This is a genomic window from Polynucleobacter sp. GWA2_45_21 (genome assembly GCF_001830325.1).
In the GTDB taxonomy this organism is placed as follows: Bacteria; Pseudomonadota; Gammaproteobacteria; order Burkholderiales; family Burkholderiaceae; genus Polynucleobacter.
The window spans coordinates 1-25873 of the sequence record NZ_MHZG01000010.1 but is presented as its reverse complement, the minus strand read 5'-3'; the positions used below and the strand labels follow the sequence as shown (position 1 = coordinate 25873).

Annotated in this window: 25 protein-coding genes, 1 tRNA gene and 2 pseudogenes; 7 read left to right on the top strand and 21 right to left on the bottom strand. The window is 40.8% G+C overall.

Going from position 1 to position 25873, the window contains the following annotated elements; translation table 11 throughout:
- The 6 genes from rplT to A2X74_RS07870 form a co-directional block, all read right to left on the bottom strand.
- The gene (gene rplT, locus A2X74_RS07895; RefSeq protein WP_011902675.1) at positions 1–366 is read right to left on the bottom strand and encodes a 50S ribosomal protein L20; all 366 of its coding nucleotides are present in this window, start codon (positions 364–366) and stop codon (positions 1–3) included.
- Positions 367–391: 25 nt separating this feature from the next.
- Positions 392–589: a 50S ribosomal protein L35 gene (gene rpmI, locus A2X74_RS07890; protein ID WP_011902674.1), complete on the bottom strand. Its 198-nt coding sequence runs from the start codon at positions 587–589 to the stop codon at positions 392–394.
- A 139-nt stretch (positions 590–728) separates the two neighbouring features.
- Complete coding sequence (gene infC / locus A2X74_RS07885) at positions 729–1253, bottom strand: translation initiation factor IF-3 (protein WP_215387895.1); 525 nt, start codon at positions 1251–1253, stop codon at positions 729–731.
- Positions 1254–1295: 42 nt separating this feature from the next.
- Positions 1296–3218 carry a threonine--tRNA ligase gene (gene thrS / locus A2X74_RS07880; RefSeq protein WP_293624879.1) on the bottom strand — a complete coding sequence of 641 codons (1923 nt, stop codon included), beginning with the start codon at positions 3216–3218 and terminating at the stop codon, positions 1296–1298.
- A 113-nt stretch (positions 3219–3331) separates the two neighbouring features.
- A tRNA-Val gene (locus tag A2X74_RS07875) sits at positions 3332–3408 on the bottom strand.
- Between the two features lie 284 nt (positions 3409–3692).
- Complete coding sequence (locus A2X74_RS07870; protein WP_293624877.1) at positions 3693–3869, bottom strand: hypothetical protein; 177 nt, start codon at positions 3867–3869, stop codon at positions 3693–3695.
- A gap of 119 nt (positions 3870–3988) precedes the next feature.
- Here A2X74_RS07870 and A2X74_RS07865 point away from each other — a divergent pair, with 119 nt between their 5' ends.
- The 4 genes and pseudogenes from A2X74_RS07865 to A2X74_RS07850 all read left to right on the top strand — a co-directional run.
- Positions 3989–4213 carry a hypothetical protein gene (locus tag A2X74_RS07865; protein WP_293624875.1) on the top strand — a complete coding sequence of 75 codons (225 nt, stop codon included), beginning with the start codon at positions 3989–3991 and terminating at the stop codon, positions 4211–4213.
- Positions 4206–5456 (top strand): tyrosine-type recombinase/integrase, encoded by a 1251-nt coding sequence (locus tag A2X74_RS07860; protein ID WP_293624873.1) that lies wholly within the window; start codon positions 4206–4208, stop codon positions 5454–5456. The genes A2X74_RS07865 and A2X74_RS07860 overlap by 8 nt, the downstream gene beginning before the upstream one ends.
- Before the next feature lie 6 nt (positions 5457–5462).
- Positions 5463–6020: a GIY-YIG nuclease family protein gene (locus tag A2X74_RS07855; RefSeq protein ID WP_293624871.1), complete on the top strand. Its 558-nt coding sequence runs from the start codon at positions 5463–5465 to the stop codon at positions 6018–6020.
- A 438-nt stretch (positions 6021–6458) separates the two neighbouring features.
- A pseudogene (locus A2X74_RS07850) lies at positions 6459–6620 on the top strand (IS5/IS1182 family transposase); the annotation flags it as partial.
- A 146-nt stretch (positions 6621–6766) separates the two neighbouring features.
- On the opposite strand, the gene A2X74_RS07845 reads toward A2X74_RS07850, so the two are convergent.
- From A2X74_RS07845 to A2X74_RS07825, 5 genes are read right to left on the bottom strand one after another with little or no spacing between them, the layout of a single operon-like run.
- Entirely contained in the window at positions 6767–7636 is an 870-nt protein-coding gene (locus tag A2X74_RS07845) for a lysophospholipid acyltransferase family protein (RefSeq protein WP_293624865.1), read from the bottom strand.
- A 51-nt stretch (positions 7637–7687) separates the two neighbouring features.
- Positions 7688–9634 carry a glycosyltransferase gene (locus tag A2X74_RS07840; protein ID WP_293624863.1) on the bottom strand — a complete coding sequence of 649 codons (1947 nt, stop codon included), beginning with the start codon at positions 9632–9634 and terminating at the stop codon, positions 7688–7690.
- Positions 9634–10623, bottom strand: coding sequence for an NAD-dependent epimerase/dehydratase family protein (locus tag A2X74_RS07835; protein ID WP_293624861.1), 990 nt, complete (start codon positions 10621–10623; stop codon positions 9634–9636). Before A2X74_RS07835 ends, A2X74_RS07840 begins: the two co-directional genes overlap by 1 nt.
- Positions 10624–10655: 32 nt before the next feature.
- Positions 10656–11855 carry a glycosyltransferase gene (locus A2X74_RS07830; RefSeq protein WP_216228579.1) on the bottom strand — a complete coding sequence of 400 codons (1200 nt, stop codon included), beginning with the start codon at positions 11853–11855 and terminating at the stop codon, positions 10656–10658.
- Between the two features lie 43 nt (positions 11856–11898).
- Positions 11899–12849 (bottom strand): glycosyltransferase family 2 protein, encoded by a 951-nt coding sequence (locus A2X74_RS07825; protein ID WP_293624859.1) that lies wholly within the window; start codon positions 12847–12849, stop codon positions 11899–11901.
- Positions 12850–12911: 62 nt separating this feature from the next.
- Between A2X74_RS07825 and A2X74_RS07820 the strand changes: the two genes are divergently transcribed.
- Positions 12912–14114, top strand: coding sequence for a glycosyltransferase family 1 protein (locus tag A2X74_RS07820; protein ID WP_216228581.1), 1203 nt, complete (start codon positions 12912–12914; stop codon positions 14112–14114).
- On the top strand, positions 14111–15886 hold the full coding sequence (locus tag A2X74_RS07815) for an ABC transporter ATP-binding protein (RefSeq protein WP_293624857.1): 1776 nt from the start codon (positions 14111–14113) through the stop codon (positions 15884–15886). Before A2X74_RS07820 ends, A2X74_RS07815 begins: the two co-directional genes overlap by 4 nt.
- A gap of 36 nt (positions 15887–15922) precedes the next feature.
- Here the strand turns inward: A2X74_RS07815 and A2X74_RS07810 are convergent, their stop codons facing one another.
- On the bottom strand, positions 15923–17035 hold the full coding sequence (locus tag A2X74_RS07810) for a glycosyltransferase (protein WP_293624855.1): 1113 nt from the start codon (positions 17033–17035) through the stop codon (positions 15923–15925).
- 23 nt (positions 17036–17058) lie between these two features.
- The gene (locus tag A2X74_RS07805; RefSeq protein WP_299765186.1) at positions 17059–18735 is read right to left on the bottom strand and encodes a sulfatase-like hydrolase/transferase; all 1677 of its coding nucleotides are present in this window, start codon (positions 18733–18735) and stop codon (positions 17059–17061) included.
- Between the two features lie 167 nt (positions 18736–18902).
- Here A2X74_RS07805 and A2X74_RS07800 point away from each other — a divergent pair, with 167 nt between their 5' ends.
- The gene (locus tag A2X74_RS07800) at positions 18903–20540 is read left to right on the top strand and encodes a glycosyltransferase family 39 protein (protein ID WP_216228585.1); all 1638 of its coding nucleotides are present in this window, start codon (positions 18903–18905) and stop codon (positions 20538–20540) included.
- Positions 20541–20587: 47 nt separating this feature from the next.
- Here the strand turns inward: A2X74_RS07800 and A2X74_RS07795 are convergent, their stop codons facing one another.
- The 8 genes and pseudogenes from A2X74_RS07795 to eno all read right to left on the bottom strand — a co-directional run.
- Complete coding sequence (locus A2X74_RS07795) at positions 20588–21295, bottom strand: polysaccharide deacetylase family protein (RefSeq protein ID WP_288048175.1); 708 nt, start codon at positions 21293–21295, stop codon at positions 20588–20590.
- A 20-nt stretch (positions 21296–21315) separates the two neighbouring features.
- Positions 21316–22212 (bottom strand): hypothetical protein, encoded by an 897-nt coding sequence (locus A2X74_RS07790; RefSeq protein WP_299765181.1) that lies wholly within the window; start codon positions 22210–22212, stop codon positions 21316–21318.
- Between the two features lie 9 nt (positions 22213–22221).
- A complete protein-coding gene (locus tag A2X74_RS07785; protein ID WP_293624838.1) occupies positions 22222–23259 on the bottom strand; it encodes an ELM1/GtrOC1 family putative glycosyltransferase in 1038 nt (345 codons plus the stop codon).
- Between the two features lie 314 nt (positions 23260–23573).
- Positions 23574–24011 (bottom strand): glycosyltransferase family 10, encoded by a 438-nt coding sequence (locus tag A2X74_RS07780; RefSeq protein WP_299765227.1) that lies wholly within the window; start codon positions 24009–24011, stop codon positions 23574–23576.
- 173 nt (positions 24012–24184) lie between these two features.
- Positions 24185–24373 carry a 4-oxalocrotonate tautomerase gene (locus A2X74_RS07775; protein ID WP_293624834.1) on the bottom strand — a complete coding sequence of 63 codons (189 nt, stop codon included), beginning with the start codon at positions 24371–24373 and terminating at the stop codon, positions 24185–24187.
- A 22-nt stretch (positions 24374–24395) separates the two neighbouring features.
- Positions 24396–25163: a class II aldolase/adducin family protein gene (locus tag A2X74_RS07770; protein WP_299765176.1), complete on the bottom strand. Its 768-nt coding sequence runs from the start codon at positions 25161–25163 to the stop codon at positions 24396–24398.
- 21 nt (positions 25164–25184) lie between these two features.
- Positions 25185–25646: a hypothetical protein gene (locus A2X74_RS07765; RefSeq protein WP_293624831.1), complete on the bottom strand. Its 462-nt coding sequence runs from the start codon at positions 25644–25646 to the stop codon at positions 25185–25187.
- A gap of 2 nt (positions 25647–25648) precedes the next feature.
- A pseudogene (gene eno / locus A2X74_RS07760) lies at positions 25649–25873 on the bottom strand (phosphopyruvate hydratase); the annotation flags it as partial.

The following is a 25873-nucleotide window of genomic DNA, read 5'->3' as shown; positions in this document are numbered from 1 at the left end:
TTAAGCTGCAGCGTTTACTACGGATTTGATCCGAGTAACCAAAGCAGCGAAAGCCGCTTTGTCAGCAATGGCCATATCAGAAAGCACTTTGCGGTCGAGTTCGATCGCAGCCTTCTTCATACCATTCATGAATACGCTATAGGTCATGTCATGCTGACGAACTGCCGCGTTGATACGAGCAATCCACAGTGCGCGGAATACACGTTTCTTATTGCGACGGTCGCGGTATGCATATTGACCAGCACGCATAACTGCTTGCTTAGCAATACGGAATACATTTTTACGACGTCCACGATAGCCAGTTGCGGCATCGGTGATTTTCTTATGACGGGCTCTTGCTGTAACCCCACGTTTGACTCTTGGCATTTATTTCTCCTAATCTAGTCTGAGGTTAAGCGTATGGAAGCATGGAGCGAATTGACTTAACGTCTGCCTTCGCAACTTCTGTGGAACCACGCAAATGACGCTTGTTCTTTGTGGTCTTCTTGGTGAGGATGTGGCGTTTGAAAGCCTGGCCTCGTTTGATCGTTCCGCCTGCGCGAACCGTGAAGCGCTTTTTAGCGCTACTCTTGCTCTTCATCTTGGGCATAAAGCACCCCTTCTTCTGCATGTGCAACTTAGGTGGTAACCGACGGTTACGCTTCCTGTACCTAGAAGCACTTCTAACTACCAGAGTCTTACGACTCCTCCCTACTTAAACAACAAACCCAATCTTGCGATTTGGCTTATTACTTAGCCTTACGAATGGGGGCCAATACCATCACCATCTGGCGACCTTCCATCTTTGGAAACTGTTCTACTTGACCATACTCAATCAGGTCTGACTTCAAACGTTCCAACATTCTGACTCCGATTTCCTGGTGGGCCATTTCACGACCCCGAAACCGCAGCGTAATCTTTGTCTTATCGCCATCTTCCAAAAAGCGGATTAGATTGCGTAGCTTCACACCATAGTCACCATCATCTGTGCCGGGACGGAATTTCACTTCCTTCACCTGAATCACTTTTTGCTTGAGCTTAGCTTCATGCAAACGTTTGGCTTCTTGGTACTTGAATTTGCCGAAGTCCATAATGCGGACTACAGGTGGCACAGCCGTCGGAGCAATTTCAACCAAATCGGTCTCTTTCTCTTCTGCTAAAGCCAGGGCTTCACTCAACTTAACTACACCGATGGGTTCTCCATCCAGTCCAATCAGACGCACTTCAGGAGCAGTAATCTCCCGATTTATGCGCTGCGATTTATCAGTAGCGATCTTCTTAATTCCTTTAAAAAAACAATAAAAACCGTTCCACCCCTAGCTAGGCTCGGGTCCGACTTTCTGGGAAATATCCTGCTGGAGTCGGGCAACGAAGGCATCAAGAGGCATTACACCTAGATCCACTCCGCCACGGGCACGAACGGCCACCGAATTACTATCTGCTTCTTTATCCCCTACAACTAACAAAAATGGGAGCTTCTGTAATGCGTGCTCGCGTATTTTATACGTAATTTTCTCATTCCGCAAATCCGACTCGACTCTAAACCCTTGTTTTTTCAGAGATTGCTGGACTTTTTGTGCATATGCAGCGGAATTGTCTGAGATATTCAGGACTACAGCCTGGGTTGGGGCAAGCCAAACTGGCATATTTCCAGCATGGTTTTCGATCAAAATGCCGATAAAACGCTCTAAAGAGCCCACAATTGCCCTGTGAAGCATCACTGGGGCCTTGCGAGCGTTCTCTTCGGTAACGTATTCCGCACCTAAACGGGCTGGCATCGAGAAATCCACCTGAATCGTGCCGCACTGCCAAGTACGTCCAATGGAGTCCTTGAGGTGATATTCGATCTTCGGACCGTAAAAAGCGCCCTCGCCTGGCAATTCTTCCCACTCTTGGCCTGAAGCAGTCAAGGCGCCACGTAAAGCGGCTTCAGCTTTGTCCCAAATCGCATCATCACCAACGCGCTTTGCTGGACGTAAGGCTAGCTTGACAGCCACTTCAGTAAAACCAAAATCTTTATAGACCTCACGAACCGCTTTATCAAAAGCAGCCACTTCAGCTTGAATCTGATCTTCGGTACAGAAAATATGACCATCATCCTGTGTAAAGCCACGTACGCGCATCAAACCATGCAAGGCACCCGATGGTTCATTACGGTGACACTGACCGAACTCACCGTAACGCAATGGCAACTCACGATAGCTATGCAAGCCAGAGTTAAAAATCTGCACATGTCCTGGGCAGTTCATCGGCTTTAATGCATAAGCGCGATTCTCTGACTCCGTCGTAAACATGTTTTCTTTGTAGTTATCCCAGTGACCAGACTTTTCCCAAAGACCACGATCGAGAATTTGTGGAGCCTTCACCTCTTGATAACCTTCGCGCTGGTAAACGCGGCGCATGTACTGCTCAACCTCTTGCCAAATAGACCAGCCTTTTGGATGCCAGAAAATTAAACCAGGCGCTTCAGGTTGAAAGTGGAATAAATCTAAGAACTTACCAAGGCGACGGTGGTCACGCTTCTCAGCCTCTTCAAGCATATGCAAATGCGCATCTTGATCTTCTTTTTTCAACCAAGCAGTACCGTAGATACGTTGCAGCATCTCGTTCTTGCTATCGCCACGCCAGTAAGCGCCAGCAACGCTCAGAAGCTTAAATACCTTGAGCTTGCCAGTGGATGGCACGTGCGGTCCACGACATAAGTCGGTGAACTTTCCTTCGGCATACAAAGACACATCCTCGCCCTGCGGAATACTTGCAATGATTTCTGCTTTGTAGTTTTCGCCTTGGTCTTTAAAAAACTTCACCGCTTCATCTCGGGGCATTACTGTGCGAACCACTGGCTCATCTTTTTTAGCCAACTCAGCCATTTTCTTTTCAATGGCCACCAAGTCTTCTGGTGTGAATGCACGATGAAATGAGAAGTCGTAATAGAAACCGTTGTCGATTACTGGACCAATAGTGACTTGCGCTTCTGGAAAGAGTTCTTTAACGGCATAGGCCAACAAGTGTGCAGTGGAGTGACGCACAATCTCCAGCGCTTCTGGGCTTTTATCGGTGATGATGGCTAGCTGGCTATCTTTATCAATCACAAAGCTGGCATCAACCATCTTGCCGTCAACAATGCCACCAAGAGCAGCCTTAGCAAGACCACTACCAATACTTTGGGCAACATCAAGAACGCGCACGGGAGCATCAAACTCACGTTTAGATCCATCTGGCAGGGTAACTACAAGCATGACCGCTCCATCTTATTAAGATTCAGCCGATTGACTGATTTACTGCATAACATCCACCAAAAAGAAAGCGCGGGAGCTTTTCGGCAACCGCGCACTTTTGGGTCTTTATTCGTTGGTAGGCTCGATTGGACTCGAACCAACGACCCCCACCATGTCAAGGTGGTGCTCTAACCAGCTGAGCTACGAGCCTAATCAGGTCATTTTACCCTATTGACGCAACTCATTTGTGCAATGCAATTTTGCCCTTCTACGCCATGCCACATATAGCTTAGATACCATGATAGATAAATTCAATTTCATCTTTCAATTTACTTTTCATTGCCGCAACTTAAAAACACAAAACTCATAAAAAATCAAAATGGGACAAAAACGGGACACTTTTGGGACAGAAACGGGACAAACCAAAATTTATTCATGAATTTTATTTGAACACCGCTCTGTCAATTTTTCCTCTTATATATAGGCGAAAATTTTTTACTGGTCACCCACTTTAATTCCAAGGTAATTTTCTAATGCGGCCCTAACCACATCCGATCGAGTTGGAATAATCCCCTCAAGTTGAGCAATTTCCATTCGCCTCTTGTCGATAGCCACTAGAACCTCTTTTTCAAGTCGAACTGCCAATTGTTTATTACCTGTATTTGTTGTCATTTAGCATCATCCTCAATCTTTAATGTCAGACAGGTTGACAAATCACTCCTAGTGACGTATATTAATACTGTCGTACAGTAAATCAGTATATCAACCATCGTTAACTTCGGGAAATAAATATGACCACCTACATGAAAGCAGCAGAATTGGCAGCCCATATTCCATATAAGGCTCGCTACATCAATGAATACCTCAAAGATCGCGTATTCATAGAAGGAACCCACTACGTGCGGTTGCCAGGATCAAGACGCGTTATGTACATCTGGGAAACGATCCAAACGGACTACCTCAAACAAACAGCCGTAGAAATTCCAATGGCCAATGGGGGTGTTTGCCATGGCTAGTATTCGAATTCGCCTAGAAACCCAAACGCTCTACTTTGACTTTCAATATCGAGGCATTCGTTGCAAAGAACTTACTAAGCTCAAAGCAAACAAAGTAAATCAATTGAGATTGGAAGCAATAATGAAGTCGATCCAAAAGGAAATCGATAGCCAAACCTTCTCTTACCGCAAATACTTCCCCAATAGCAAACGTGCAGATCTATTTGAAAGCGCGGCACCAAGCATCGCTTCCGCCACTGCCAATGAATTAGTTGCCGGCGCAGAAGCTGCCGCTCAAGAGATGCGCAAGACTGGAGCAAAACAAGCCACCGTCAATGTTGATGGCATGCCCAGCTTTTCTGATTTTTCTGATCTATGGTTTACCGAGCGCGAGGTAGATTGGAAGCGCTCGACCCAAAGCAAAGTTAAAGACATATTAGTGAAGCACTTGGTACCCCGATTTCGAGGAAGACGTGTCCACGAGATTACTAAAGCCGATATTCTTTCTTACCGAGGGGTTTTAGCCAAAACAAATGAAGACGGGAAAGCCTTATCCGCTACGCGGATCAATGGGGTTTTAAATATTTTGCGTCAAATTCTGACTGAAGCTGCTGATCGCTATGAATTTGTCTCGGGCTTTCGAAGCATTAAGCCTTTGCGAATACCCAAAACTAAGATTGAGCCCTTCTCCCTTTTGGAGGTCGGTCAAATACTCGAAGGCGCTCCTGAGGAATTTAAGCCCTATCTCACCACAGCATTTTTTACTGGCATGCGCACCTCTGAATTGCTGGGCCTTACCTGGGAATGCGTTGATCTAGATCGTGCACAACTGACCATTAATCAGGCCTGGGTTGCTGGTGAGCTCGATTCCACGAAAACAGCGGGCTCAGAACGCACGATTGATTTATCCACCCCTGTGATTGCAGCGCTGATCCAACAGCAAAAAAATACTGAGGCCATTAAATCGGAATACGTCTTTTGCGCATCTAATGGCAAGCCCTTTAATCGTCACAACTTTGCTAATCGCATTTGGCATCCCCTACTAACCCAATTAAAAATTAAGCGACGACGACCCTATCAAACTCGTCACACAGCAGCAACACTTTGGCTTGCATCAGGTGAAAACCCAGAGTGGATCGCTCGTCAAATGGGGCACACCTCAACACGCATGCTCTTTACAACCTACTCCCGTTACGTTCCTAACCTAACCCGTAAAGATGGATCGGCCTTTGAGCAACTATTGAACTCACAACTACCAGGATAAAAAATCATGAACACACCCTACTATTTAATGACCAAACAAGATAAACACTATTTACGCCTTGGAGAGATAGCTGCTCGCAAGATCCCCAAGAAAAAGCTAATGGACTTTTCCCTTCCTGAAATCAAAAAGAAAGGTATTGTCCGCCCTGATGCGCGCCTGATGTATTGCGTAGCAAGAGACTTACCACGTGTGCCTGCAATTTATTTTTTATTTAATAGCGCCGGACATATTTACTATATTGGGCAGAGCGTCAATGTCTTTAAACGCATGAGTGGTGAGCATATTAAGACCATGGGAGATCAATGGATCAAGCTCTCTGTTTTGCTCATGCCGTCAGATGCCACCCAAGAACAACTGGATTATGCAGAGGCTATGTTTATTTACATTCATCAACATAAGGGCTCACGTAACATCCATGGTAAGACCATGGCTAATATGAGTTTTTTTGAAATGCTCCATCGCTTTCGTGCGGACTTTGAGGAAACACTCTTTCCAGTGGATCTTTTAAATATCGAAGAGTATTTCAACTTTTGGATTAGAAACGAAGTCTTATACAAAATATAATTTTGTCTGGGTATGGGGGGGGACGCCTCCATATAGACTATTTAGCGGCTCTTTTATAGATCGATCTAAAAATATGCTGTGAAGATGTTGAAGTTTTCTTAGGGTTGAAATTTGGATCCTAGGGGATACATCAACTTTGGTTTGCGGCTAGAGGCCTAGACTCTGGACGCTGGAATCACTTCATCGCCATGTTCTGTGGAGATGTTACTGGATCAATACTATTTGTAGTAGTAATTAAGTATGTCATCGACATTATTAAAGGTAGGCTGGATCGAGATAACCTCATTGAGAAAGTCTCACTCATTTAATTCGCTAGCCTCAACTGGCTGCTAACGGCCGAGGCTGTGTAAAAACACATATTAATTCCCCTGTTGTTGTAAACACCCAAGCACCCTCAAACGTTAATTCAGTATCGCTAATTAACGGATGTTTATGAAGATGAGACGATTCATTACCGGCCAAGATCGAACCCAAAGTACTTTATTACCTGAGCTGCTTGATGAGTACATCACCGCAGAAAACCCCGTACGCGTTATTGACCTCTTTGTCGACGGGCTTGATTTATCAAGCTTAGGTTTTGAAGGGGTGGTTCCTGCTGATATCCGCACACTCCCCAACAAACCTATCTAGCGCCACAAGCTGCCCAGCTATACTAATCACTAAATAACCCCGTGAATCAGTCATCGCAAGCGCTTCCCTTGGGTAATTACACCGTCTGAAAATGAAATTATTGAACCAATTACTTATCAGGTTTTTGGGCCCGGTCTAGGCTGCTTATAACGGTTATAACCCCATAAATATTGGTTTGGCATTATCGAGATAAGCTCCTCCAAAGCTTTATTAATTTGCGTTGCTGCAAGTTGATAATCATCCGAAAGCAATTCACCAAGCGCTATGGCATGGAATCGGTAGCCCTTACTTCGATTTAACCGCTCCACGCCAACTATAAAAATCGGGCTCTGCTGAATCAACTGAAGGCGCTTTACAAGATTCATAGTGTAGGCAGGCTTCCCAAAAAAAGGGGCATAAACTCCACCGCCTTCTGGAGGAATATGATCCGCCATAATCCCAATAGGCCGGCCTCTTTGCAGAGCGCCAATGAGCTCTTTTACCCCCTTAGAATTTGCCGGTACCATTTGTAAATTTGGGTATTTTCTAAAGCGACTAAGAAATAGTTTGATCCAATTTTTTCGCGGTATTTTAAATATACCAACTCCAGAATATCGCTGCGTTATGTAAGGTAAGAGCATTTCAAAACAGCCGACGTGAGCAGAAACAAATATTACACCCTTACCTAATGCCAGAGCCCCATCTATTGGCCCCCAATCCCCACCAGAAACTAACTTATTAAGTCTTTGAAAATTTCTAGGCGCCCACAAATAAGGAAGCTCAAAATACATTTTCATCATTTCAATTAAAACCAAGCAATCAACAAATACACCTTTATTTTGAAATGCCTGTTGAAAATTTTCTCTTGCTCTTTTTTGATACCTCCCAGGAAGAATCCACATCACCAGGCCAGAAAATGTTCCTAATGTATGCAAACATGAGAGGGGGAGGAAGCTTAAAAACCAGAAAATTGAAATTGCAGATTTGGCATAAATTTTATCTAGCATCTTAGATTTCTTGAATTGACTGGACTTAATAAAAAATAGACTTTGTAACTATTATTCCGCCCTCTTAAACCGCGGAAATTTCTTATAAATAAACCCTGGTAGAAGTGCATTTCTAAGTAAGTCAATGAAAATTCGACGCTTTTGTTTTTGTGGCAGTCGCCTCAGCAACTTTACGAATTCAGGCGAGCTCAATTCTCCATGGTATTGCGCGCCATCAAGTGAATCAAACAGAAATGGATTCTGATCTCGAATAATATTTCGCTCTTGCTCAATATTTACAATTTGAGAATTTAAATTAGCCATTTGAAATGACTCAATTAAAAGGGTTGGCTTATGCGATTTAGCGCCATCAATCAAGCCTGATAACGCAACCGGCGCAAAATGATCCAAATAAGGCAATATATTTTCGACGATAGGATCATCAGAATTCCAGACAAACAATCGTTGGGCGTAGCTACCGGGAATGTGTTGATCTAAATTTGTTAAACCAACACCCCAGGAGATGGAAAAATTATCCTTATTATTTGAAAGTTCTGGAATTAAAACTGGACAATGGGAATATTTTTTACCGGGATCTGCATTAAGCACCCCCACTAAGCGACTAATATGGTCGGTAAATATAGTCTCATTTGGCATATTTATACAAAAGAGATCTCCATCTATGAGCATGGTGTCAGCAATTAGAATATCCCTGATTACTGACCCCATTTTTCGCCAAGAAACTTTTTTAGCTCCACTTAATTTTTTAAAATTGACTCTGCGTAGCTCTATAGAAGCACCTATCTCATTAATTAATTGCAATACCTCACCCTCATTAGACTCCGCAATATCAATGGCCAGCACCAATCTAATATTGTGATAGCTTTGAGAGCACGCATTGCTCAACAGTCTCTTAAGACTCTCCCGATCATATTCCTTCGCAACAAGATATAAATGAACCCTTTTTGCACTCACAATATCCTTTGACATAAATCGTTCCTCAAGAGTAGTCTTTCGACTCGGCAACCCTTCATATATATTTTTCAAGGATGAATCAAGTCTAAATTCTTTTTGAAAAATTTCCTGAGCTTTTCTAGCCAGCTCAATCGCTTCTGGAGGATTTTGTATAACCCAATTGATATGCGATTTGATTTGATCAACCACTTTATTAGCCGGCAGCGACGTATCAACATACAGGAGAGCATCTCCAAAATATTTTCGGAAAAATGGATTCTCATCACAAATAGAAATAACTCCAGCCGCCAGGGCTTCAAATAATCGGTTTGAGCTCATTTCGCTTTCTAAATGAGCCTCTGATGAAAGTACCAAGGCTATTCCAGTCTGATTTAAGGCTCTCACCATTGAAACCCCATCAAATGGTAACTCCCCCATATAACCCCTGTAACCATCCCACACTTTCACACCATGAAGAAGTTGTGGCCCATAAATTTTTATTGAACCGCTCGAATCAAGTATTTTCAGAACTTCCTGATGTCGAGATTTGCCCTTACCCAACCGCTCCCAATTTATGCCTGCATAAAATAATTTACCCTCCCCTATACCGGGCTCCATAATTGGCTCAGATAGCGAGCAAAACATTTTGAAAAACGGTTTTAAACGAGACGGATCATTGCAAATCATACGGGAAATCATTTTGTCCGCACCCGCGCCATTACAACTTAAAAAGTCATCATGACTAAGTAAATTAGTCGCGTACTTCCTGTAACCCCAGTCGTGGAAAAATTTTTCCGGATTCCATAGAGTCACAAATGAAAAAATGTTATAGGCTTTAGGGGTTTCAAAATGCAAATGGATAACAAAATCGAGATCTTTTTGGGTCATTTGAGTGAAAGGGGGCGTCATGAGTCTTCCTCGCCAATCAACCACGATACATTCCAGCCCTAAACTATGGGCAGACTTTTTAAGTCTCTCTATATTTTCATCTTCTGCTACTTTGATACCGGGCCATAGCTTAACAACTCCAAACCTTCCCAATAAGGTATTAGGTAAATTGCTCACTACCGCCTCCGCTTTTCAAAATAATTTAGGGCTTTCGCTATGCCATCTTTGAATGTCATATCCGCGGTAAAACCAAACTCTCTCTGCTTCTTAGTATCCCCCGCTCTAGCAAAAACCCCTTCCGGCTTCGTGCTTGTACCAATTACCCTGGGGTTGTAGCCAACCTCATTGGCCGCCATCAAAGCAAAATCCTTAAATGATGTATATATTCCCGTGGAAAGGTTAATCGCAGAACCATCATCAACTTTATCCATAGTAGACAGCACGCCTAAAACACAATCATCGATATATATAAAATCCCTCATTTGATTACCAGTACCCCAAACCATGAGCGTATCGCCTCCCGCCCCATCAAGCGCTCTACAACAGATACTTGGGAATGGATATGCAAGATCCTGATCCTCCCCGTAACCTGAAAATGGCCTATAGGTCACTGACTTTAATCCATGATTTTTATAAGCTAATTGAGCTAAATATTCATGAGTGAGCTTTGCCCAACCATAAGACATATCTGGCATACCTATGTCGCCATTAAAATCAATAATCCCCTCTTCCAAGAGGATGTAACTCTCAGGACCTTGGCGGCTAATTGGATAAGCTGCGCTCGAGCTAAAACAAACAATTTTTTGGGGGGTTGTTTTTTGAGCCCATTTCCAAAATAATGCATCAATTGCTAGATCTTCAGCTACCGCAAGGGGATTAAATTCAATCATTTCGCGACCACCAACCATTGCCGCCAAATGAAAAACATCATCAAAATCTGCATCTAAATTAACTTGAAAGTAATTTCTGCAGTCCTGTTTTATATATTCAAAGTTAGAATAATCAAATGGGTTATATAGTGGCCAGCCTTTTTCTCTTGGACATATCCCCCCAGTCAGAGGAACAATATTATCTACACATATCACTTGATCACCTCTATCAAGTAAAGCCTTACATAAGTGTCGACCAACAAAACCAGCACCGCCGGTTACAAGAACTTTTTTCATTTTTCTTATTCAGGATAATAGGTATTTGAGAATTAATGCTTATTAGACAGTATCAATTCGATTATTTTAGATGCAATCTCATGCCATTCTTCGCGTTTATATACATTCGAAATTTTTAACTCAGCCCTATAACGTGCATCGTCATCAAGCACGTAAAACTTAATCGCGCTCCTCCATGCTACAAAATCAAGGGGGTCTAAGTGAATAGCCAACCCTTGCGAAGCTTCCGGCATGGACGAGGAAGATGATGCTATACATAGCTTATTAAAGGCCAAGGACTCTGAAATGGGGATTCCCCATCCCTCATAAAATGAAGGATACAGCGTGAAAAGGCAATGTTTATACAGCCAAGCAAGTTGTGAATCCTGGATATCCTTTAAATGAAATACTCGATTAACCAATTTTGGATCGCGGGCAATTCGATTTAAAATACTCTCAGCGCCATACCCCCGATCTCCAACGATCACCAAATCAACATGCCGCATTACATCATCATCGGCAAATGTTTCCCAAAGATCACATAGCAATTCATAATTTTTTCGAGCAACTACTGTACCAACCACAAGAATAAATTTTTCACAATTAAAGTTATAATTTTTAACCTCCACCCCCTCTATGTCCCGAGATAAATTAGCTCCAAGGGTTGCAATAGCTACTTTAGGCATTTCTTGTCCCAATTCAATACATAACTTTTGAAAATCCAATAATGTGGATTGAGAATTACATATCACAAGATCAGCTTTCGCAAGCATTCCTAGTGAAGAAGAAAATTTCTTATGCGCTGAACGTGAATAAAAGTGAGGAAACAATAGAGGTGCAAAATCATGGCAAAACAAGATAATTTTCAGATCAGTATTTTGACGAAATTTTTTGTAGTCTACTTGGTTGATAGTCATCCATAAATGACTGACATTCAGATAGCAATCCCCCTTAGCCCAAGCAATGCTACGTCTGATTCCCATAGCCCCCTTAATGGCATCCAACCTCTTGATCAAGCTATTCTTTAATCGATCCCAAGATGAGGGAAGCTTATTACACTTAAGCTGCTTTAAAAAATAATTAGAAGCAGGAATAAACCCCTTCTCAAAAGGTTTGCCAATGCAAAATAAAGCATCGCCAGCAAATTCATTCGACAAAAATTCAAAAAGAGCTCTCTCTAGTCGCGGAATCCCAGTTAAGGTTTTACCCCTTAAGCGGTATATAAGATTTATATCAAGTACGATTCGAGCCATATAATTTATTTGAATATTTTTATAAATCTAAATTCAATACTCACTAGCGCCCTGTATTGTTCGCTGCTGGATGTTTTATCCCTAAGAGCCCACGCAAAAACTTTCTCAAATAACTAATGTTTAATGCCGCCCAAGGGTTAACACGAAATGCGCTGTAATAATAAGATCGAGCCATTTTATCTGCACCTGCACGATGCAGCTCACGAAATGTTCGCAACAAAGGGAGCGCCCTTAGCTCGTTTTGCAACTGAATTTTTTCTGGGGTATTTGGTAATTTTTTTAGCGGGAAAGCGTATGCATTCTCATGTTCAATGAGTAATAAATTTGCATCTCGAAAAGAATGGTGTGTGCGTTGATTTATTCTTACCTGCGCCTCCGAAAATCTAACGCATCGTCCATGCAATAATATCAATGAATAAAATGCCAAATCCTCACAAACTCGAAATGTTTCTGGAAACGGAAGCTGGTGAATAAACTCACGCTGTATAACAGCTGCACCAATACCAACAGTTGGGCGCAGGCTAAGCAATTCACCTCTAAAGTTTATCCAATTATCCTTTGATAAAGGAGGCGGAGAAGTCAAATGACTTTTTCTATTTGGCAGTAATGTTATGCGTCCACCAAAAACCATATTTGGAAAGTTATTTTCAACGATTGCCTTTTGAAAACGTTCAATGGAATTTGGCAACAACTCATCATCCGAATCTAAAAACAGTATGTAATTAGATTGGGCCATTGATACGCCAACATTTCTAGCTCTACCAGGCCCTAAATTTTCCTGCCTATGAAAGATTAATGGAATCGGGCTAATAAATGACATACGCTCTATCACATCCCTAATACCATCAGTAGAGCCGTCATCGACAACAATCACCGCATCAACAGGTACACTCTGAGTAAAAATAGACTGTAACGTTTGAGAAATGCAATAGGCACGATTAAAAACTGGAATAACTACGGAAATACCCTGACTACTCATCATAATATAAGCCATCTCAACAAAGATAATTTATTTAACTGTCGATTATCCCATCCACCAAGGGGATTCCAATTAATATGGCAAGAATATTTTTAGATGTCACCAATACTGTGCGATCCATTTCAACCACGCCCAATGGGATAGACAGAGTTGAAAGGGCCTTCATAAGAGCACTGCTACAAGCACCAAATGAGTGGGATGTGGCCTATGTCTGTCGAAACACATTTGGTTTTATGAAAATTTCAAAAAGTAGGGTAGAGCATTTTTTAAACAGATTTTCTTCTTCAGAAATTAATGTACATTCTAAAAATATTGAATTTCAGAGAATAAAACAAAAGCTTCTATCCATTGGTCCTTTTATCCGACTAGAAGATGCCGATATCTATCTGGAATGCGATGCCATACGACATTTAGGTAGATGGCCCTACTTTAAAAGTGTGCGTAAAAAAAATAATTTTCATCATGTTTCTTTTTGCCATGACTTGATTCCAGTTAAATTTCCACACTGGGTAAAATCAAACGAATATGTCGAAAGATTTAGATCTGGTATTTTAGTCGCAACAGCTGCTGATACCGTAATTTGCAACTCAGAAAATACCAAAAATGATTTTTTAGAGTTTTGCCACCAAACAAAAATATTACCCCCAAAATTAACAATAATTCCCCTAGGCTGCGATACCATTCATCAAACCGAACGGCCCAGCCAGTATCAGCTACCTTGTAAAAGATTTGTGTTGTGCGTAGGAAGTATTACGGATAGAAAAAATCACGCTCTTTTACTAAATATATGGTCTGAATTCTCCAATAACTCAAAAATGGGTGAAATTGGATTAGTTATTGCCGGGTCTAAAGGTAATGGTGCAGATAAAATCATTGAACGTATAAAGTTAGACCCTAGACTTCAAAAAAGCGTTATACACATTGAGTCTCCGACTGACAATGAATTATCTTGGCTTTATGGCAACTGTCTATTCTCTGTATATCCATCTAGATATGAAGGATGGGGTCTACCAGTAACTGAAAGTCTAGGCTACGGAAAGATCTGCATCACCGCCAATACCTCCTCCCTGCCCGAGGCTGGGGAAGGGTTTACCATAATGCTTGATCCACTAGACCATCAAAATTGGAAGGAAACAATAATCAATTTAGTGAAAAACAATGAACTGAGGTTAAGCTTAGAACTTAAAATCAAAAGGGCTTACATACCTCGAAATTGGTCGATGGTTTCGGAAGATTTGAGAACACTTCTATCCAATATTATGCTGACCCTGAACAAATGAACTTTATACTTCGCAAATTTGGCTTTAGCACAGTCGAAAGCCAAACATTTCTATGGCTAATACGTTCCTATATTTGGCCCCATCGCAAAAATTTTGCAATCATTTGGGCCTCCATTATTGTTGCCGTGATGGCGTCAAGCACAGTAATCATGATGATCAAGCCGGCTTTGCAGGCATCATTCGGCAATCACCCAACTATGCCAATCATGTTGATAGCAATAATCATAATGCTCGCTTCAATAGTGGCAGGAATTAGCCAATATGTTCAAACAATCATATTAGAAAAAACAGGACTGAATATAGTCGCAGAACTAAGGCGGGATCTATTTAACCATATATTAAAGTTAGACGTAAGTTATTTAATGCGAAACCATGTTGGGCAATTATCAGCAATCTGCATGGAGGAAACCGCATTAGTAAGGGATATTACTGGCAGAATATTTGTTGGCTCTTTACAAGATACTCTCTCCTTCGTCTTTCTTATCGGGATTGTTATTTATCAAGATTGGCAATTAGCATTAGTAGCGATGATTGCAGTTCCCTTGCTTGCAATTGGAAAGGGGCAACTCTCAGTTCGTCGAAAAAAATTAATGCGTCAATTACTAGAAAGCAGATCACAACTGATATCTCGAATCTCAGAAACTCTATTCAATGTTCGTCTAGTGAAAATTTTTAGCGCTGAAGAACGAGAAACAGATCGAATGCACCAATCATTTGAAGATTTATCCAAATTACATTTAGATACTTTACGAGCCCGATCTCTCTCACTCCCACTTAATGAAGTGATAACTGGCACCTGTATCATTCTTGTAATGTTAGTAGGATCTTGGCGAGCGAATCTAGGCGTAATGACGCTACCTGCTTTAACCACCATCTTAGTTGCCCTCATTTCTGCTTACCGCCCATTAAAACGTTTAGATGATTTTGGAAATTCTATACAAGAGGGCATTACTGCAGCCGAACGCATCAAAGAAATTCTAGACTTAGACTCCGAAGTAAAAGATGCTCCAGATGCGAATGAGCTCTTAGTTGGAAATGGTGAAGTCGTTTTCGAAAACGTTGATTTTCATTACTCGGAAGATAAACCATGCCTTCGCAAGATCAATCTAAAAATACCAGCAGGTAGCACAGTAGCGATAGTGGGTCCATCTGGCGCCGGGAAAAGTAGTTTAATCAATCTTATTCCAAGATTTTTTGATCCCGTTGGCGGGAAGATATTAATCGATGGCACAGATATCAAAAACGTTACACAAAAATCCTTACGAAATAGCATTGCCATGGTTACCCAAGAAACGCTTCTTTTTGATGATAGCGTGGCCAATAATATCGCCTATAGCTACCCCAAAGCTACTCGCGCGGAAATTGAAAATGCAGCAAAAGCTGCTGCTATTCATGAATTTATCAGCTCGCTTCCACTGGGCTACGACACCTTAATTGGAGCCCGAGGCATTAAATTATCGGGCGGTGAACGTCAACGGCTCTCCATTGCAAGATCGCTCCTTAAAGGCAGCCGGATTCTTCTGTTGGATGAGGCAACCTCTTCACTGGATAATATTTCTGAACAAGACGTCAAGCAGGCAATCATTCATTTACCAAATAAGCCGACACGAGTTGTCATCGCACATCGCCTTAGCACCATTATTGATGCCGATTTAATCGTGGTAATGGATCAAGGTGCAATTGTTGAGTTTGGCTCCCATAAACAGCTACTTAAAAATAATGGGCTTTATACCAAACTTTATCTTATGGATCAAGAAATCAGCGTAGTCTAGATAGAACTATCTCATCAAATGCATTGGACATATGAATTAGTGCTTTATTAATCCCATATAGACAGAAAGAAGCTTCTCAATGGATTGGCTTGGGTTAAAGTTTTTTGCATGACGAATTGCAGAAATTGACATATTCTCCTTTTCATCTTTTGACATTGAAAATATTGTAGCAATACATTGAGTCAAAGAGCTAACATCATTGGGAGGGAATAAATATCCCGTTACCCCATCCACAACTATATCCAATGCACCGCCATGACTGGTCGCAACTACCGGAACTCCACGAGATGCGGCTTCAAGCATAGTTAAACCAAATCCTTCAGGCTTCGAGCTAGATGAAGAAATTAATAGATCACTTATCGCTAAAACATTCTCAATGCTCTCTCTAGATCCGCTGATAAATTTTACTGAATTATTCATACCGCTCTTCAAGCAAAGTTCCACGATCTCCTTGAAATATCTTTTACTAACTATATTTCCCACGATGATCAGAACGCAATTCTCTTGGCGAAAATGGGTCCAAGATTGCAAAATCAGATTGAGACTCTTCCATCGAGTTATTCTTGCAATAACAGATGCCACCTTCGTACCATCCCTAATTTGAAGATTTTTTTTGAAATCGTCTAGTGCCTTACTAGTATTACCGTCTGAGTTTTCAACCCAGTTGGGCACATATCTCATCTTTTCGGGATTAACTCCATATACATCAATCGCGTGCCTTAACAAAGCCCGCGATGGAACAATAACGATGTCACCATAAGTCATTACTTTGCTGTACATTTTTTTTAGAAGAAAATGCCCATAAAAGCTATGAAATGTTGTTACAAAAGGGGTTGAAGTAGTTTTACAGGCAATATAACTGGACCATGCTGGTGCTCTAGAGTGAGCATGCACGACATTGATTTTGTATTTTTGTATGATGCGCATTAATTTAAATGCATTCAAAAGGATGTGATAAACATTCTTTCTATGAATGGCAATATTAATAACTTTAATTTGCGCATCACGAAGACTCTGGCACATCTTACCCGAGGAACAAGCCACAACTACCTCAATGCCTTTATTTTTCAATCTTAGCGCAGAAGCATGAATAACGTATTCAACACCACCAGCATTTAAGGTTGGGACAACATACAAAACTCTAATCATGCGTTTTTCTAAAATTAGCTTATTTAATAGATAGATTTTAAATTGACATGCTGCATTTCACTACATTCACTCACAGCGCGCCCCACCTCAACTGCCTGACCATTCAGCTCCCTCCACTTCAAATAACCATCGGCACCAAAAGGCGATGCTCCGTTTAAAAACAGATTTTTATCGCCAGCCTGCTCCGCCATTGTTACACCCAATAGGAAAGCCACCTCACGGGCTATTTGGTAGTGGGAATAAATGGAATTAGCGTTAGCCCATTTCCAAAAGTGTCGATCACTCTTAGGGGCAATCAGAATCAGAGGGACATGGGCTACATCAATATCCAAAAGTGAATGCCCCCACCGGCCTTTATCACCCAATAACTCTGCATGGTCGCTAGTCATGATGAGATAGGAGGAATTCTCTCTAACCTTCAGGTGCTCCACAATACCCTGGACAACCTCATCTACTAAGAGCACTGCGCTATCGTAGCTATCAACTTCAGCACCTCTGCTATTGTTATCGCTTGATGTAAATCGATGCAAATCCGGTCTATTTTTGATATATGCACTATAAGGCGAATGAGGGGCTCTAAATTGAATGACGATAAAACGATGAGACGAAGCTGGAACCCTATCCAACATATCAATCAAACCTAAGTCCCCCTTCTTCTCCCATATTTTTTTCCATTTCTGAACATCTATCACCCTTACTCCACTGAGGTCAACGCCTTGCATCACATTCTCGTTCTGAGAAGTAATAAAAGTGGCATCAAACCCATTGGCCTGAGCAAGACGAAATAAATTTGTCGCTCCTTTAGCTATGGCAATCCTATCAACTGGGTTATTAACAACATTAAAAAATAATGGCAAAGCTCCACGAGTAGATACCCCAGCCGAGATAGCTGAAACCGCCTTAAAGCCAACCAATGAATTACTATGCTGCCCATCGAGCCATGGGGTTGTCTTTCTTTCATAACCAAGCACAGACATGTGCGAGGCAGACAGACTTTCACCCATTAAAATAATCACATCTCGTGCTGGCGGTTGCTTCATTTTCAAACTTGGAATCTGATGAATTACCGCATCACATTTCCCCGCTAAAAACCAAGATTCCAAACCAATAGAATATGCGAATATCGCCCTAATCGGGATGGGATAGTGAGATCTATCAGCAAAAAATAATTTATCAGAGCGCAACGATACCAATACTGCAGGTAATATCATGAGCAAGATTAAAGCTGGCACCCCAATTTTTGGCAGTGAGGGCAAATATCCTTGCAACTTGAACACCATTGCTATGATGACGCCATAGCACAATACTATTACTAAAAAAGATCCAAAAATATATGGCGATAGCGACAAACCAGTATTAATAATCTCCGCCCACTCCTGAAACATTAGTCTTACAGCGATTGGACTTAGCATGCGCCCAAAATACATATAATGACCAATTTCCGTAAGAACCATAAAACCAAGAATCGACACTATACTTGCAGCAAAACGAGGGCGGCCACAAGTACAGATTAATATGCAAACTCCAAATAAAATAAAATACTCTTTATTTTGGATATCTCGGGCTAGTGCGCTGGGGGAAAAAATGATTTCTGGCAGCAGAATCAATGCCGTCATGATAAATGCCGTAGCAAGAGCCAATACCCAACGTGAGGTTATAGTTCGCATAGATTCATATTTCCAACATCCAATTATTTTCATGTTGGATAGGATATAACATCTATATTTTTACGTTGCTTCATCAATAGCATCTTTAAAGATTGTCTAAATGAGCAAATATTACCCACATATTGCAGCGCTAGACCCACTCTTAATTTTTTCCCCCAATTATTCATTTACTACAAACTAGGGTACCCGAAAATATATAGATGATTACCAAACTCTATTCTTGGGTAAAAAAGCGCCCCTGCTTAACTACCGCTCTACTGCTATCACTTAGCCTTCTTCCATGGCTTTGGGGCCGGGGCCTGCAAAACCCCGATGAAACACGTTATGGCGCTATCGCACTGGAGATGATTAATAGCAATGATTTCATCATTCCTCACTTGAATGGCGTCCCCTACCTAGAGAAGCCACCGCTTCTTTACTGGCTGGGGGCAATATCAATCTGGCTAATTGGGCCAAATGAGGGTGGGTTACGTATATGGCCCTTTTTATCGGGGCTTAGCATTGCGGCCTTGAGCGCCTTTGTGGCAACAAGATTTTATGGCAGGGTTGCGGGATTGAATGCTGGTCTGATTGCAGCAACCACCCTATTTATCACCGTCTTTGGTCAAGTTTTTAATATTGATCTACTTGTCTCATGCCTCATTACAGCATCACTAATGTGCTTCTTGATCGGAGCAACATCCAGTGAAAAATCAAGAAAAACTTACTTTATATTGGTGTATTTATTTTGCGCACTTGCCGTACTCGCAAAAGGTCTCATTGGTGTAATTTTACCCTCCTTAGTAATCCTGACGTGGTGCATCATCACTCACCGCCTTGATGTGTTGCGAGCCTGCATAAGCGGTCTAGGTTTAATGTTATTTTTCAGCATAACAATTCCTTGGCATTATTTTGTTGCAATACGTCATGAAAACTTTTTTGAGTTCTATTTTATCAACGAGCATTTTCGACGCTTTACTACTAACATTCACCATCGCAATCAATCCCCATGGTTTCCCCTGATAGTCTTAAGCATTGGAATGCTGCCATGGACAGGATATCTTTATGGGGTGGTGCAAAATGCAATAAAAAATTGGCGTTGCAAGAATAATTTTTCAGAAATTGATAATTTTTTTATTTTATGGAGCGCAAGTATATTTCTATTTTTTTCATTCTCTCACTCTCAACTTCCTGGCTATTTTTTACCATTAATAGCGCCCTTAAGTATATTGATTGGGAAAATTCAAGCCAGCCCGGAAAATAGGGTAATTAATTCAATCGGCCTAGGAATTTCATTTTTCACCATGCTAAGCCTAGCATTTCTAACTGGGCCCTTATCAAGCCACATCCCTTTTTCTGCACAATACATTGGTACATTAGGGTATTTCAGGTGGGTCTTATCAGGAGCCGCATTAATAGCTGCAACGGGTTTTCTGTGGCAATTGATTAGTCCCCGGCGAAACAATATTCGCATTGTTATTGCCTATCTCCCATTTTTATTCTCTCTAAATTACGGGACATATCTTATTCAGCCGAAATCTATTAAGCACTTAATCTTATCCAATAAATCGATCATTCAAAACCATCCGATCGCCATCTACAAAACCTACATCCTAGATACTAATTTTTATTTAAATCGACCAGCTATATTCATAGACATTGTCGGTGAATTGGAAAATGGCTTAAGTATTGCACCAAGACCAGAATTATTTTTGACGTCTCTCGAACTCAGCAGTCGCCTACAAGGAAGTCAACCCATATTTATAGTGCTTCGAGAAGACCGGCTGCCTGAACTGCCTTCCTTAAAGATTATTGATCGACAAGGAGACATCATTCTTGCCACAAAATTAGAAAATTGATTAAGTAGCCCTACTCTATATTCTTCAAATTACTCATCCTGTAGCGCCTAAACTTTTGGACGCAAAACAACAGACCGGAAGCCTTGAGAAGTAAGCTCTTCAAGTAAAAATTTCATAGTAGATATAGTAAATTGAATATCCAAATCATTAATAAGATCATCTTTTATAGGAAGATCATGCATTAAAATCACAGCCCCAGGCTTTAATTGCATTTGCAATAACCTGAGAATCTCATCACGAATTCTAACAATTGGATTTGCATCATTTCCAAAGCGATCGGAAAATGCATGATCCCGAGTTTGCAAACTCCAATGCGCAATTTGACAGCGTGGAATCCAATTTTTTAGTTCACGGTGAACTGCAAATTTTCTATACCCACTATTGAATGGAATTCTTGCCAAATAGATTGAAGGGGTTGGTCTGTATTTCCTCAAAAGAAGTTCACATAGATTCATTGATCGACTTAATTCACCATAAGGCAATTTATCAAGACGCTTATGATCCCAACCATGCGAATAAATTGCATGACCCCGTAAAACAATTTCTTCCACTAATTCTGGATTTTTGATGGCTCTGAACCCAGATAGGAAAAAGGTTGCTTTTCCTTTGTGCTCATCTAATAAATCCAGCAAGGCCAAGGTGGTACAAGAATTAGGGCCATCATCAATAGTAATCGCAACTTCATTAGCCCCTGGATCCGCTAAAGAGCGAATGATCGGGCAGTACATATTAAAAGGGTCCAATTTAAAAAACATATAAAATTCTCAACAATCCCCTATCTAAATAGGAATAAATTTCGATTTTCTTGTATAAATTTTGGAAGTTTTTCAATGGGGTATGGTCGAGTTGTTTCGGGGGCTGTAGTGAAATACTCAAAAACACTTTCATCGAGATACTGCCCACCTATTTTCCAGTCCTCATGAGCAAATGATTCAACCTTATTTCTAAAGAATTTCCAATCGCCCATTGAGGTAAAGTGCCATCCAGCATCCTCAAAATACTGCAAATGATTAAAAACCCCATATTTAATGCGTCCAAGAATCCTAAAAAATAATCTCAGCAATAAAAATTGCTTTGCCCAATTTGGATAAATTCGCTTAACTTTCCTTAACATCTGAGCACCTTTAAAATCCTTATATTCAACCATTCTAGGGCCCAGGCATCGAAATTGGGGAAGTCTTCTATCAGAAAATATCCACTCATAATTTACTGAAAATTGAAACAATGGCATTTCAAATATGGCAATATCACCCCTGATGAAAGAGCTGATGATTTTAGGAAAATTTTTTCCAGAAATAATCTCATCGACATCGGAGATAATCACAAGATCATTGGGACGGGCATCTACCAGGCCTAGCTTTAGCTGATCCCTTTGATAGTATTCTCGCGACCAATTCTTACCACATTTCTTAAAAAAGTATCTTTTAAAACTTTTCTGCGGACCAAGCTTAATATGAATTATTTTTTCAGAAAAACGAGCATACCTATGCTTGTTTTCTTCGTAAAAATATTTTTTGGGAGAGCCCTGAAAAGTTTCACATGACTCCAGTAGCACGAACTTATCCACCACGTCATACATCTCAGTTAACTTGAGCTCCAGCATATCAAGTTCGTTGTAGAACAAAAAGCAGTCATAGATCTTATAATTTTTCTTCATTTTTAAATTCAACAATTTATTTCTTCAAAACCTATGAAGTAATTGACTTATACTTTTTTCGATGCTATTCCTGTCCTCACAAAAAAGTTTATAACTATTTTCTTGTGTCATAGGATATTGCTGCCTAGAAATCTCATCAATCTCACACACCCTGATATACCCTAACGCTTCTAGAGAATTAATAAACGCTCGATTTTTTTTCGAAAAACCTAGTCGCCTAGGAGGTCTAAACACTGTAACCTTACACCCCGCTGCAAGGGCTTCAGAGATCATTGAAATACTATCGGCAGATACCAGCACCCAATCGCACTCCCTTAAGATATCTTCTGACGCATTCGGTGATGTAAGACATTTAAATAAATGTCTTACTCCATCACTCTTCATTAAAGCATCGTCAAAAATACTCAAAAAATATGGCGGAGTTCTTCGGGATGGGGTCCACATAACCTCTAAATCATTTGTCTTTACAAAACTGATTAGCCCCTCACAAATATTCCTTGAGAATTTTTTTGTATAACTGTGCGTATTGCTATTACCACCAACTAATAACCCCAATTTTAATTTTTTAGCGCCTCTATCACAATGAATAAGATCCTCAGTTAGTGCAAATTTTGTTGTCACAATGTTAGAAATATCTTCAATCTTGACCAAGTCATGCTGAGGAGTAATGACTAAACTAAATTTATCTGCATAATTGGCGCCTGGATAAAGTATGGCAATTTTCAAAGCGTTCTTATTGCTTAATATTGCACTCATGCAAGATGAAGAATATCCACAACTAATTATTAAATCGGGGGAGAATTTTGATATTTCTAAAATTATTGGTGGAGTCAGAATCTCGGCAACTAAATATAATAAGTAATCTGATTTAATTAGGTATCCAAAAATTATTTTGTAAACAATTTTTTGTAATAAATTATCAAATTTTGTTGGAATAATTTTGCAATCTATATTTTTTTGGTCAATACCTTTTTTAGCCAAAATACGATTGATGAGGGCAAATAGAGCCATTGCCTGCTTTCTATGTCCTGCTTTACCATCATCCAATATTAAGATATTCATAATCAATAGACACGTGATACGTATTTATGAATCGCTACCACTTTAGCAGACGCTTTCCAGCCTGATATTAAGTTTATTAGGGGGTGTTATAAATAAGGGTAACATTAGATCCAGAAGGTTTATTATCTCTGCGTGCATCAATTGAAACTACACTTGGGTCATAAGACAATAACAGACCCTCTTCCGTTATGTACTTGGATAGAAAAGTTCTTGCTAACATATTGGCGTGACTGATATTGCTTGACACAAAATCCAACCTTAATGGGAACTGTTAATGTGGCCATCTTAGATTTATCCTAAAAGTGTGGGGCTGCCTAGTCATTCGATCTTCCAAACAAATTTGCTGCTTGAATTGCATTTTTTAACTGACGCCGATACCGCCGTGGTTCGCACAGTAGACTTGCGATACGCCCCACTACTGTTTGCGCACGTGGTATTACCGGCGGCGATTCGAAAATCTGTTCGAATCGATCCAAAATACGATTCCTATCTTCAAATTCGTTCACCTTACCGTCAATGTATGCAGATGACCCGAGATATTTCCGATAAAGTAGATCATTGCGGTCCAATTCGATTACAAACTCAACCACCTGATCCAAGTTACGGAATTCGTGGGCGCTGATGAAAGCGCCAGCGTTGAATTCTTTGTCGATATGAAGATTACCCCAGTAGATGGGCACGGTGTAACTAATGAACGACTCTGGAAGCTTCTCTGTCATATATCTAGGATATCTTTCGTTTTCAAAAGCAATTAAGTCAAGCTGACCGACTCAAATCGACCCTGAAGGGACTGTGGCGTGCATTGCCTACTCAATAGTTACTAAGGATATAAAGTGGCAATTAGTGAATATGATAAAAGCCCGACAGGTAGGCAAATTATTGAAAGCGGGGGAATTTGAATACCTACCAAAGAGAAGGCTCGGATTTATGATTGTTCATTCCACAACTTACCAGCAGTAGCCCAATCAGACTTTTTTACATCCTGATAGATAACGTCGACCGAATCTGCCGAGCATCCCATAATCTTTACTGCGGCCTTTGTGATTGCAATTGCATACTCTCGCTTAACGTCAGCGCTCCGACCCTCAAAAAGTTGTATCTGAATTATTGGCATAAGATCTCCTGTGAGTTAATTACTAAGAATTCAATAGCCAGCGCTCAAAGGCTGGCCACTCAATTTGACCTTCCGCATCCCCGTCCAGGCAAAGCTGTTGGTATGTTTTGTTGCAAATATGCTCATCAGGGTAGATGGCATCATTCATCGGATCACGCACCTTTAGCTGAATGGAGCAAGCCTTATCTAAGGTATGCATCAGATAAAATGCCTGCTGGACCGATGTTCCGCAAACAAGACTTCCGTGATTTTTTAATAGTAAGGCCTTTTTTGCACCTAAATTACCGATAAGTTCATTTTGCTCATCTGCTGATAAAGCCAATCCTTGATATGGGTGATAGGCAAGATCTTGATAAAAGCGCATCGCATGCTGAGATAAAGGGAGTAGCCCTTTTGCCTGGGCCGAGACAGCAATACTAGATTCGTTATGTAAATGAAAAACACACATCGCATCTTTTCTGGCAGCATGCACGGCACCATGGATTGCAAACCCAGAAACATTAGCTGGCCCAGCCCCCACCAATACAATTCCCAATATATTTACTTTGACAAGATTTAAGGGGGTCACTTCGTCAAACCTTAGCCCAAATTGGTTAATTAAATAGACATCAGGTTGGTTGGGAATGGCTGCAGAGATATGGGTATAGATACCATCATCCCAATTCATTTTGGCAGCAAGTCTATAACATGTAGCTAAGTCGATGCGCACTCGTTTTTCTTCAGTAGTTAGCTCTCCCAAGCAATCCCATGATCGATTGTGTATAGAAAAATAATGCTCAATTTCACTCATTAGATACGATTTAGATACTGTCTAATTGGGAATTTCAGATGAATTAAGTAAATTCTGCACCCTCTCATGATACTCATCATAGATTGGCTTTAAGACTGTCTCAGAGGATGCCATAAAGAAATTTAAGGCGGTATCTAGAAAACATTCATGAGCGATCAAAACAAATTGGGAGAGGACTCTTTGGCTATTAACTGGGTCCACACTTCTTTTTTGAATGGGTACAAATAAGTTTTTACTTAGAAGAGCTACTAAATCCTTATAGTAAGCATCTAATTGATGTTTGCTGGCTATGTATGAGAGCCTCTCAAAAGAATCCTGAATAAGCCCTTGATGCAGTTGCAAAATTTCATTGGCATTTAAAAGCTGCTGAGACCAGTAACGTGTAATGGCCTCTGAATCCAACTCATAAGACTTGTAAAGTAAATCCACTATAGGAAATGAACGAGATACCCTTTTATTCCTCATCACATTAGCTTGTAGCATGTTTAGCCTCGTAAATTATAGAAAACAGACTTACCTGGATAAGTAGCTACATCACCCAAATCTTCTTCGATACGCAACAGTTGGTTGTATTTGGCAATACGATCAGAGCGAGACAGTGAACCTGTCTTAATCTGGCCAGCATTCGTACCAACAGCAATATCAGCAATAGTGCTGTCTTCTGTTTCACCGGAGCGATGAGAAATCACTGCAGTGTAATTAGCTCGCTT

What these genes read in the sequence shown, in the direction of transcription:
- rplT (WP_011902675.1), bottom strand. Translation starts at nt 366, where the DNA reads ATGCCAAGAGTCAAACGTGGGGTTACAGCAAGAGCCCGTCATAAGAAA.
- rpmI (WP_011902674.1), bottom strand. Translation starts at nt 589, where the DNA reads ATGCCCAAGATGAAGAGCAAGAGTAGCGCTAAAAAGCGCTTCACGGTT.
- thrS (WP_293624879.1), bottom strand. Translation starts at nt 3,218, where the DNA reads ATGCTTGTAGTTACCCTGCCAGATGGATCTAAACGTGAGTTTGATGCT.
- A2X74_RS07870 (WP_293624877.1), bottom strand. Translation starts at nt 3,869, where the DNA reads ATGACAACAAATACAGGTAATAAACAATTGGCAGTTCGACTTGAAAAA.
- A2X74_RS07865 (WP_293624875.1), top strand. Translation starts at nt 3,989, where the DNA reads ATGACCACCTACATGAAAGCAGCAGAATTGGCAGCCCATATTCCATAT.
- A2X74_RS07860 (WP_293624873.1), top strand. Translation starts at nt 4,206, where the DNA reads ATGGCTAGTATTCGAATTCGCCTAGAAACCCAAACGCTCTACTTTGAC.
- A2X74_RS07855 (WP_293624871.1), top strand. Translation starts at nt 5,463, where the DNA reads ATGAACACACCCTACTATTTAATGACCAAACAAGATAAACACTATTTA.
- A2X74_RS07845 (WP_293624865.1), bottom strand. Translation starts at nt 7,636, where the DNA reads ATGCTAGATAAAATTTATGCCAAATCTGCAATTTCAATTTTCTGGTTT.
- A2X74_RS07835 (WP_293624861.1), bottom strand. Translation starts at nt 10,623, where the DNA reads ATGAAAAAAGTTCTTGTAACCGGCGGTGCTGGTTTTGTTGGTCGACAC.
- A2X74_RS07830 (WP_216228579.1), bottom strand. Translation starts at nt 11,855, where the DNA reads ATGGCTCGAATCGTACTTGATATAAATCTTATATACCGCTTAAGGGGT.
- A2X74_RS07825 (WP_293624859.1), bottom strand. Translation starts at nt 12,849, where the DNA reads ATGGCTTATATTATGATGAGTAGTCAGGGTATTTCCGTAGTTATTCCA.
- A2X74_RS07820 (WP_216228581.1), top strand. Translation starts at nt 12,912, where the DNA reads ATGGCAAGAATATTTTTAGATGTCACCAATACTGTGCGATCCATTTCA.
- A2X74_RS07815 (WP_293624857.1), top strand. Translation starts at nt 14,111, where the DNA reads ATGAACTTTATACTTCGCAAATTTGGCTTTAGCACAGTCGAAAGCCAA.
- A2X74_RS07810 (WP_293624855.1), bottom strand. Translation starts at nt 17,035, where the DNA reads ATGATTAGAGTTTTGTATGTTGTCCCAACCTTAAATGCTGGTGGTGTT.
- A2X74_RS07805 (WP_299765186.1), bottom strand. Translation starts at nt 18,735, where the DNA reads ATGAAAATAATTGGATGTTGGAAATATGAATCTATGCGAACTATAACC.
- A2X74_RS07800 (WP_216228585.1), top strand. Translation starts at nt 18,903, where the DNA reads ATGATTACCAAACTCTATTCTTGGGTAAAAAAGCGCCCCTGCTTAACT.
- A2X74_RS07795 (WP_288048175.1), bottom strand. Translation starts at nt 21,295, where the DNA reads ATGTTTTTTAAATTGGACCCTTTTAATATGTACTGCCCGATCATTCGC.
- A2X74_RS07785 (WP_293624838.1), bottom strand. Translation starts at nt 23,259, where the DNA reads ATGAATATCTTAATATTGGATGATGGTAAAGCAGGACATAGAAAGCAG.
- A2X74_RS07775 (WP_293624834.1), bottom strand. Translation starts at nt 24,373, where the DNA reads ATGCCAATAATTCAGATACAACTTTTTGAGGGTCGGAGCGCTGACGTT.
- A2X74_RS07770 (WP_299765176.1), bottom strand. Translation starts at nt 25,163, where the DNA reads ATGAGTGAAATTGAGCATTATTTTTCTATACACAATCGATCATGGGAT.
- A2X74_RS07765 (WP_293624831.1), bottom strand. Translation starts at nt 25,646, where the DNA reads ATGCTACAAGCTAATGTGATGAGGAATAAAAGGGTATCTCGTTCATTT.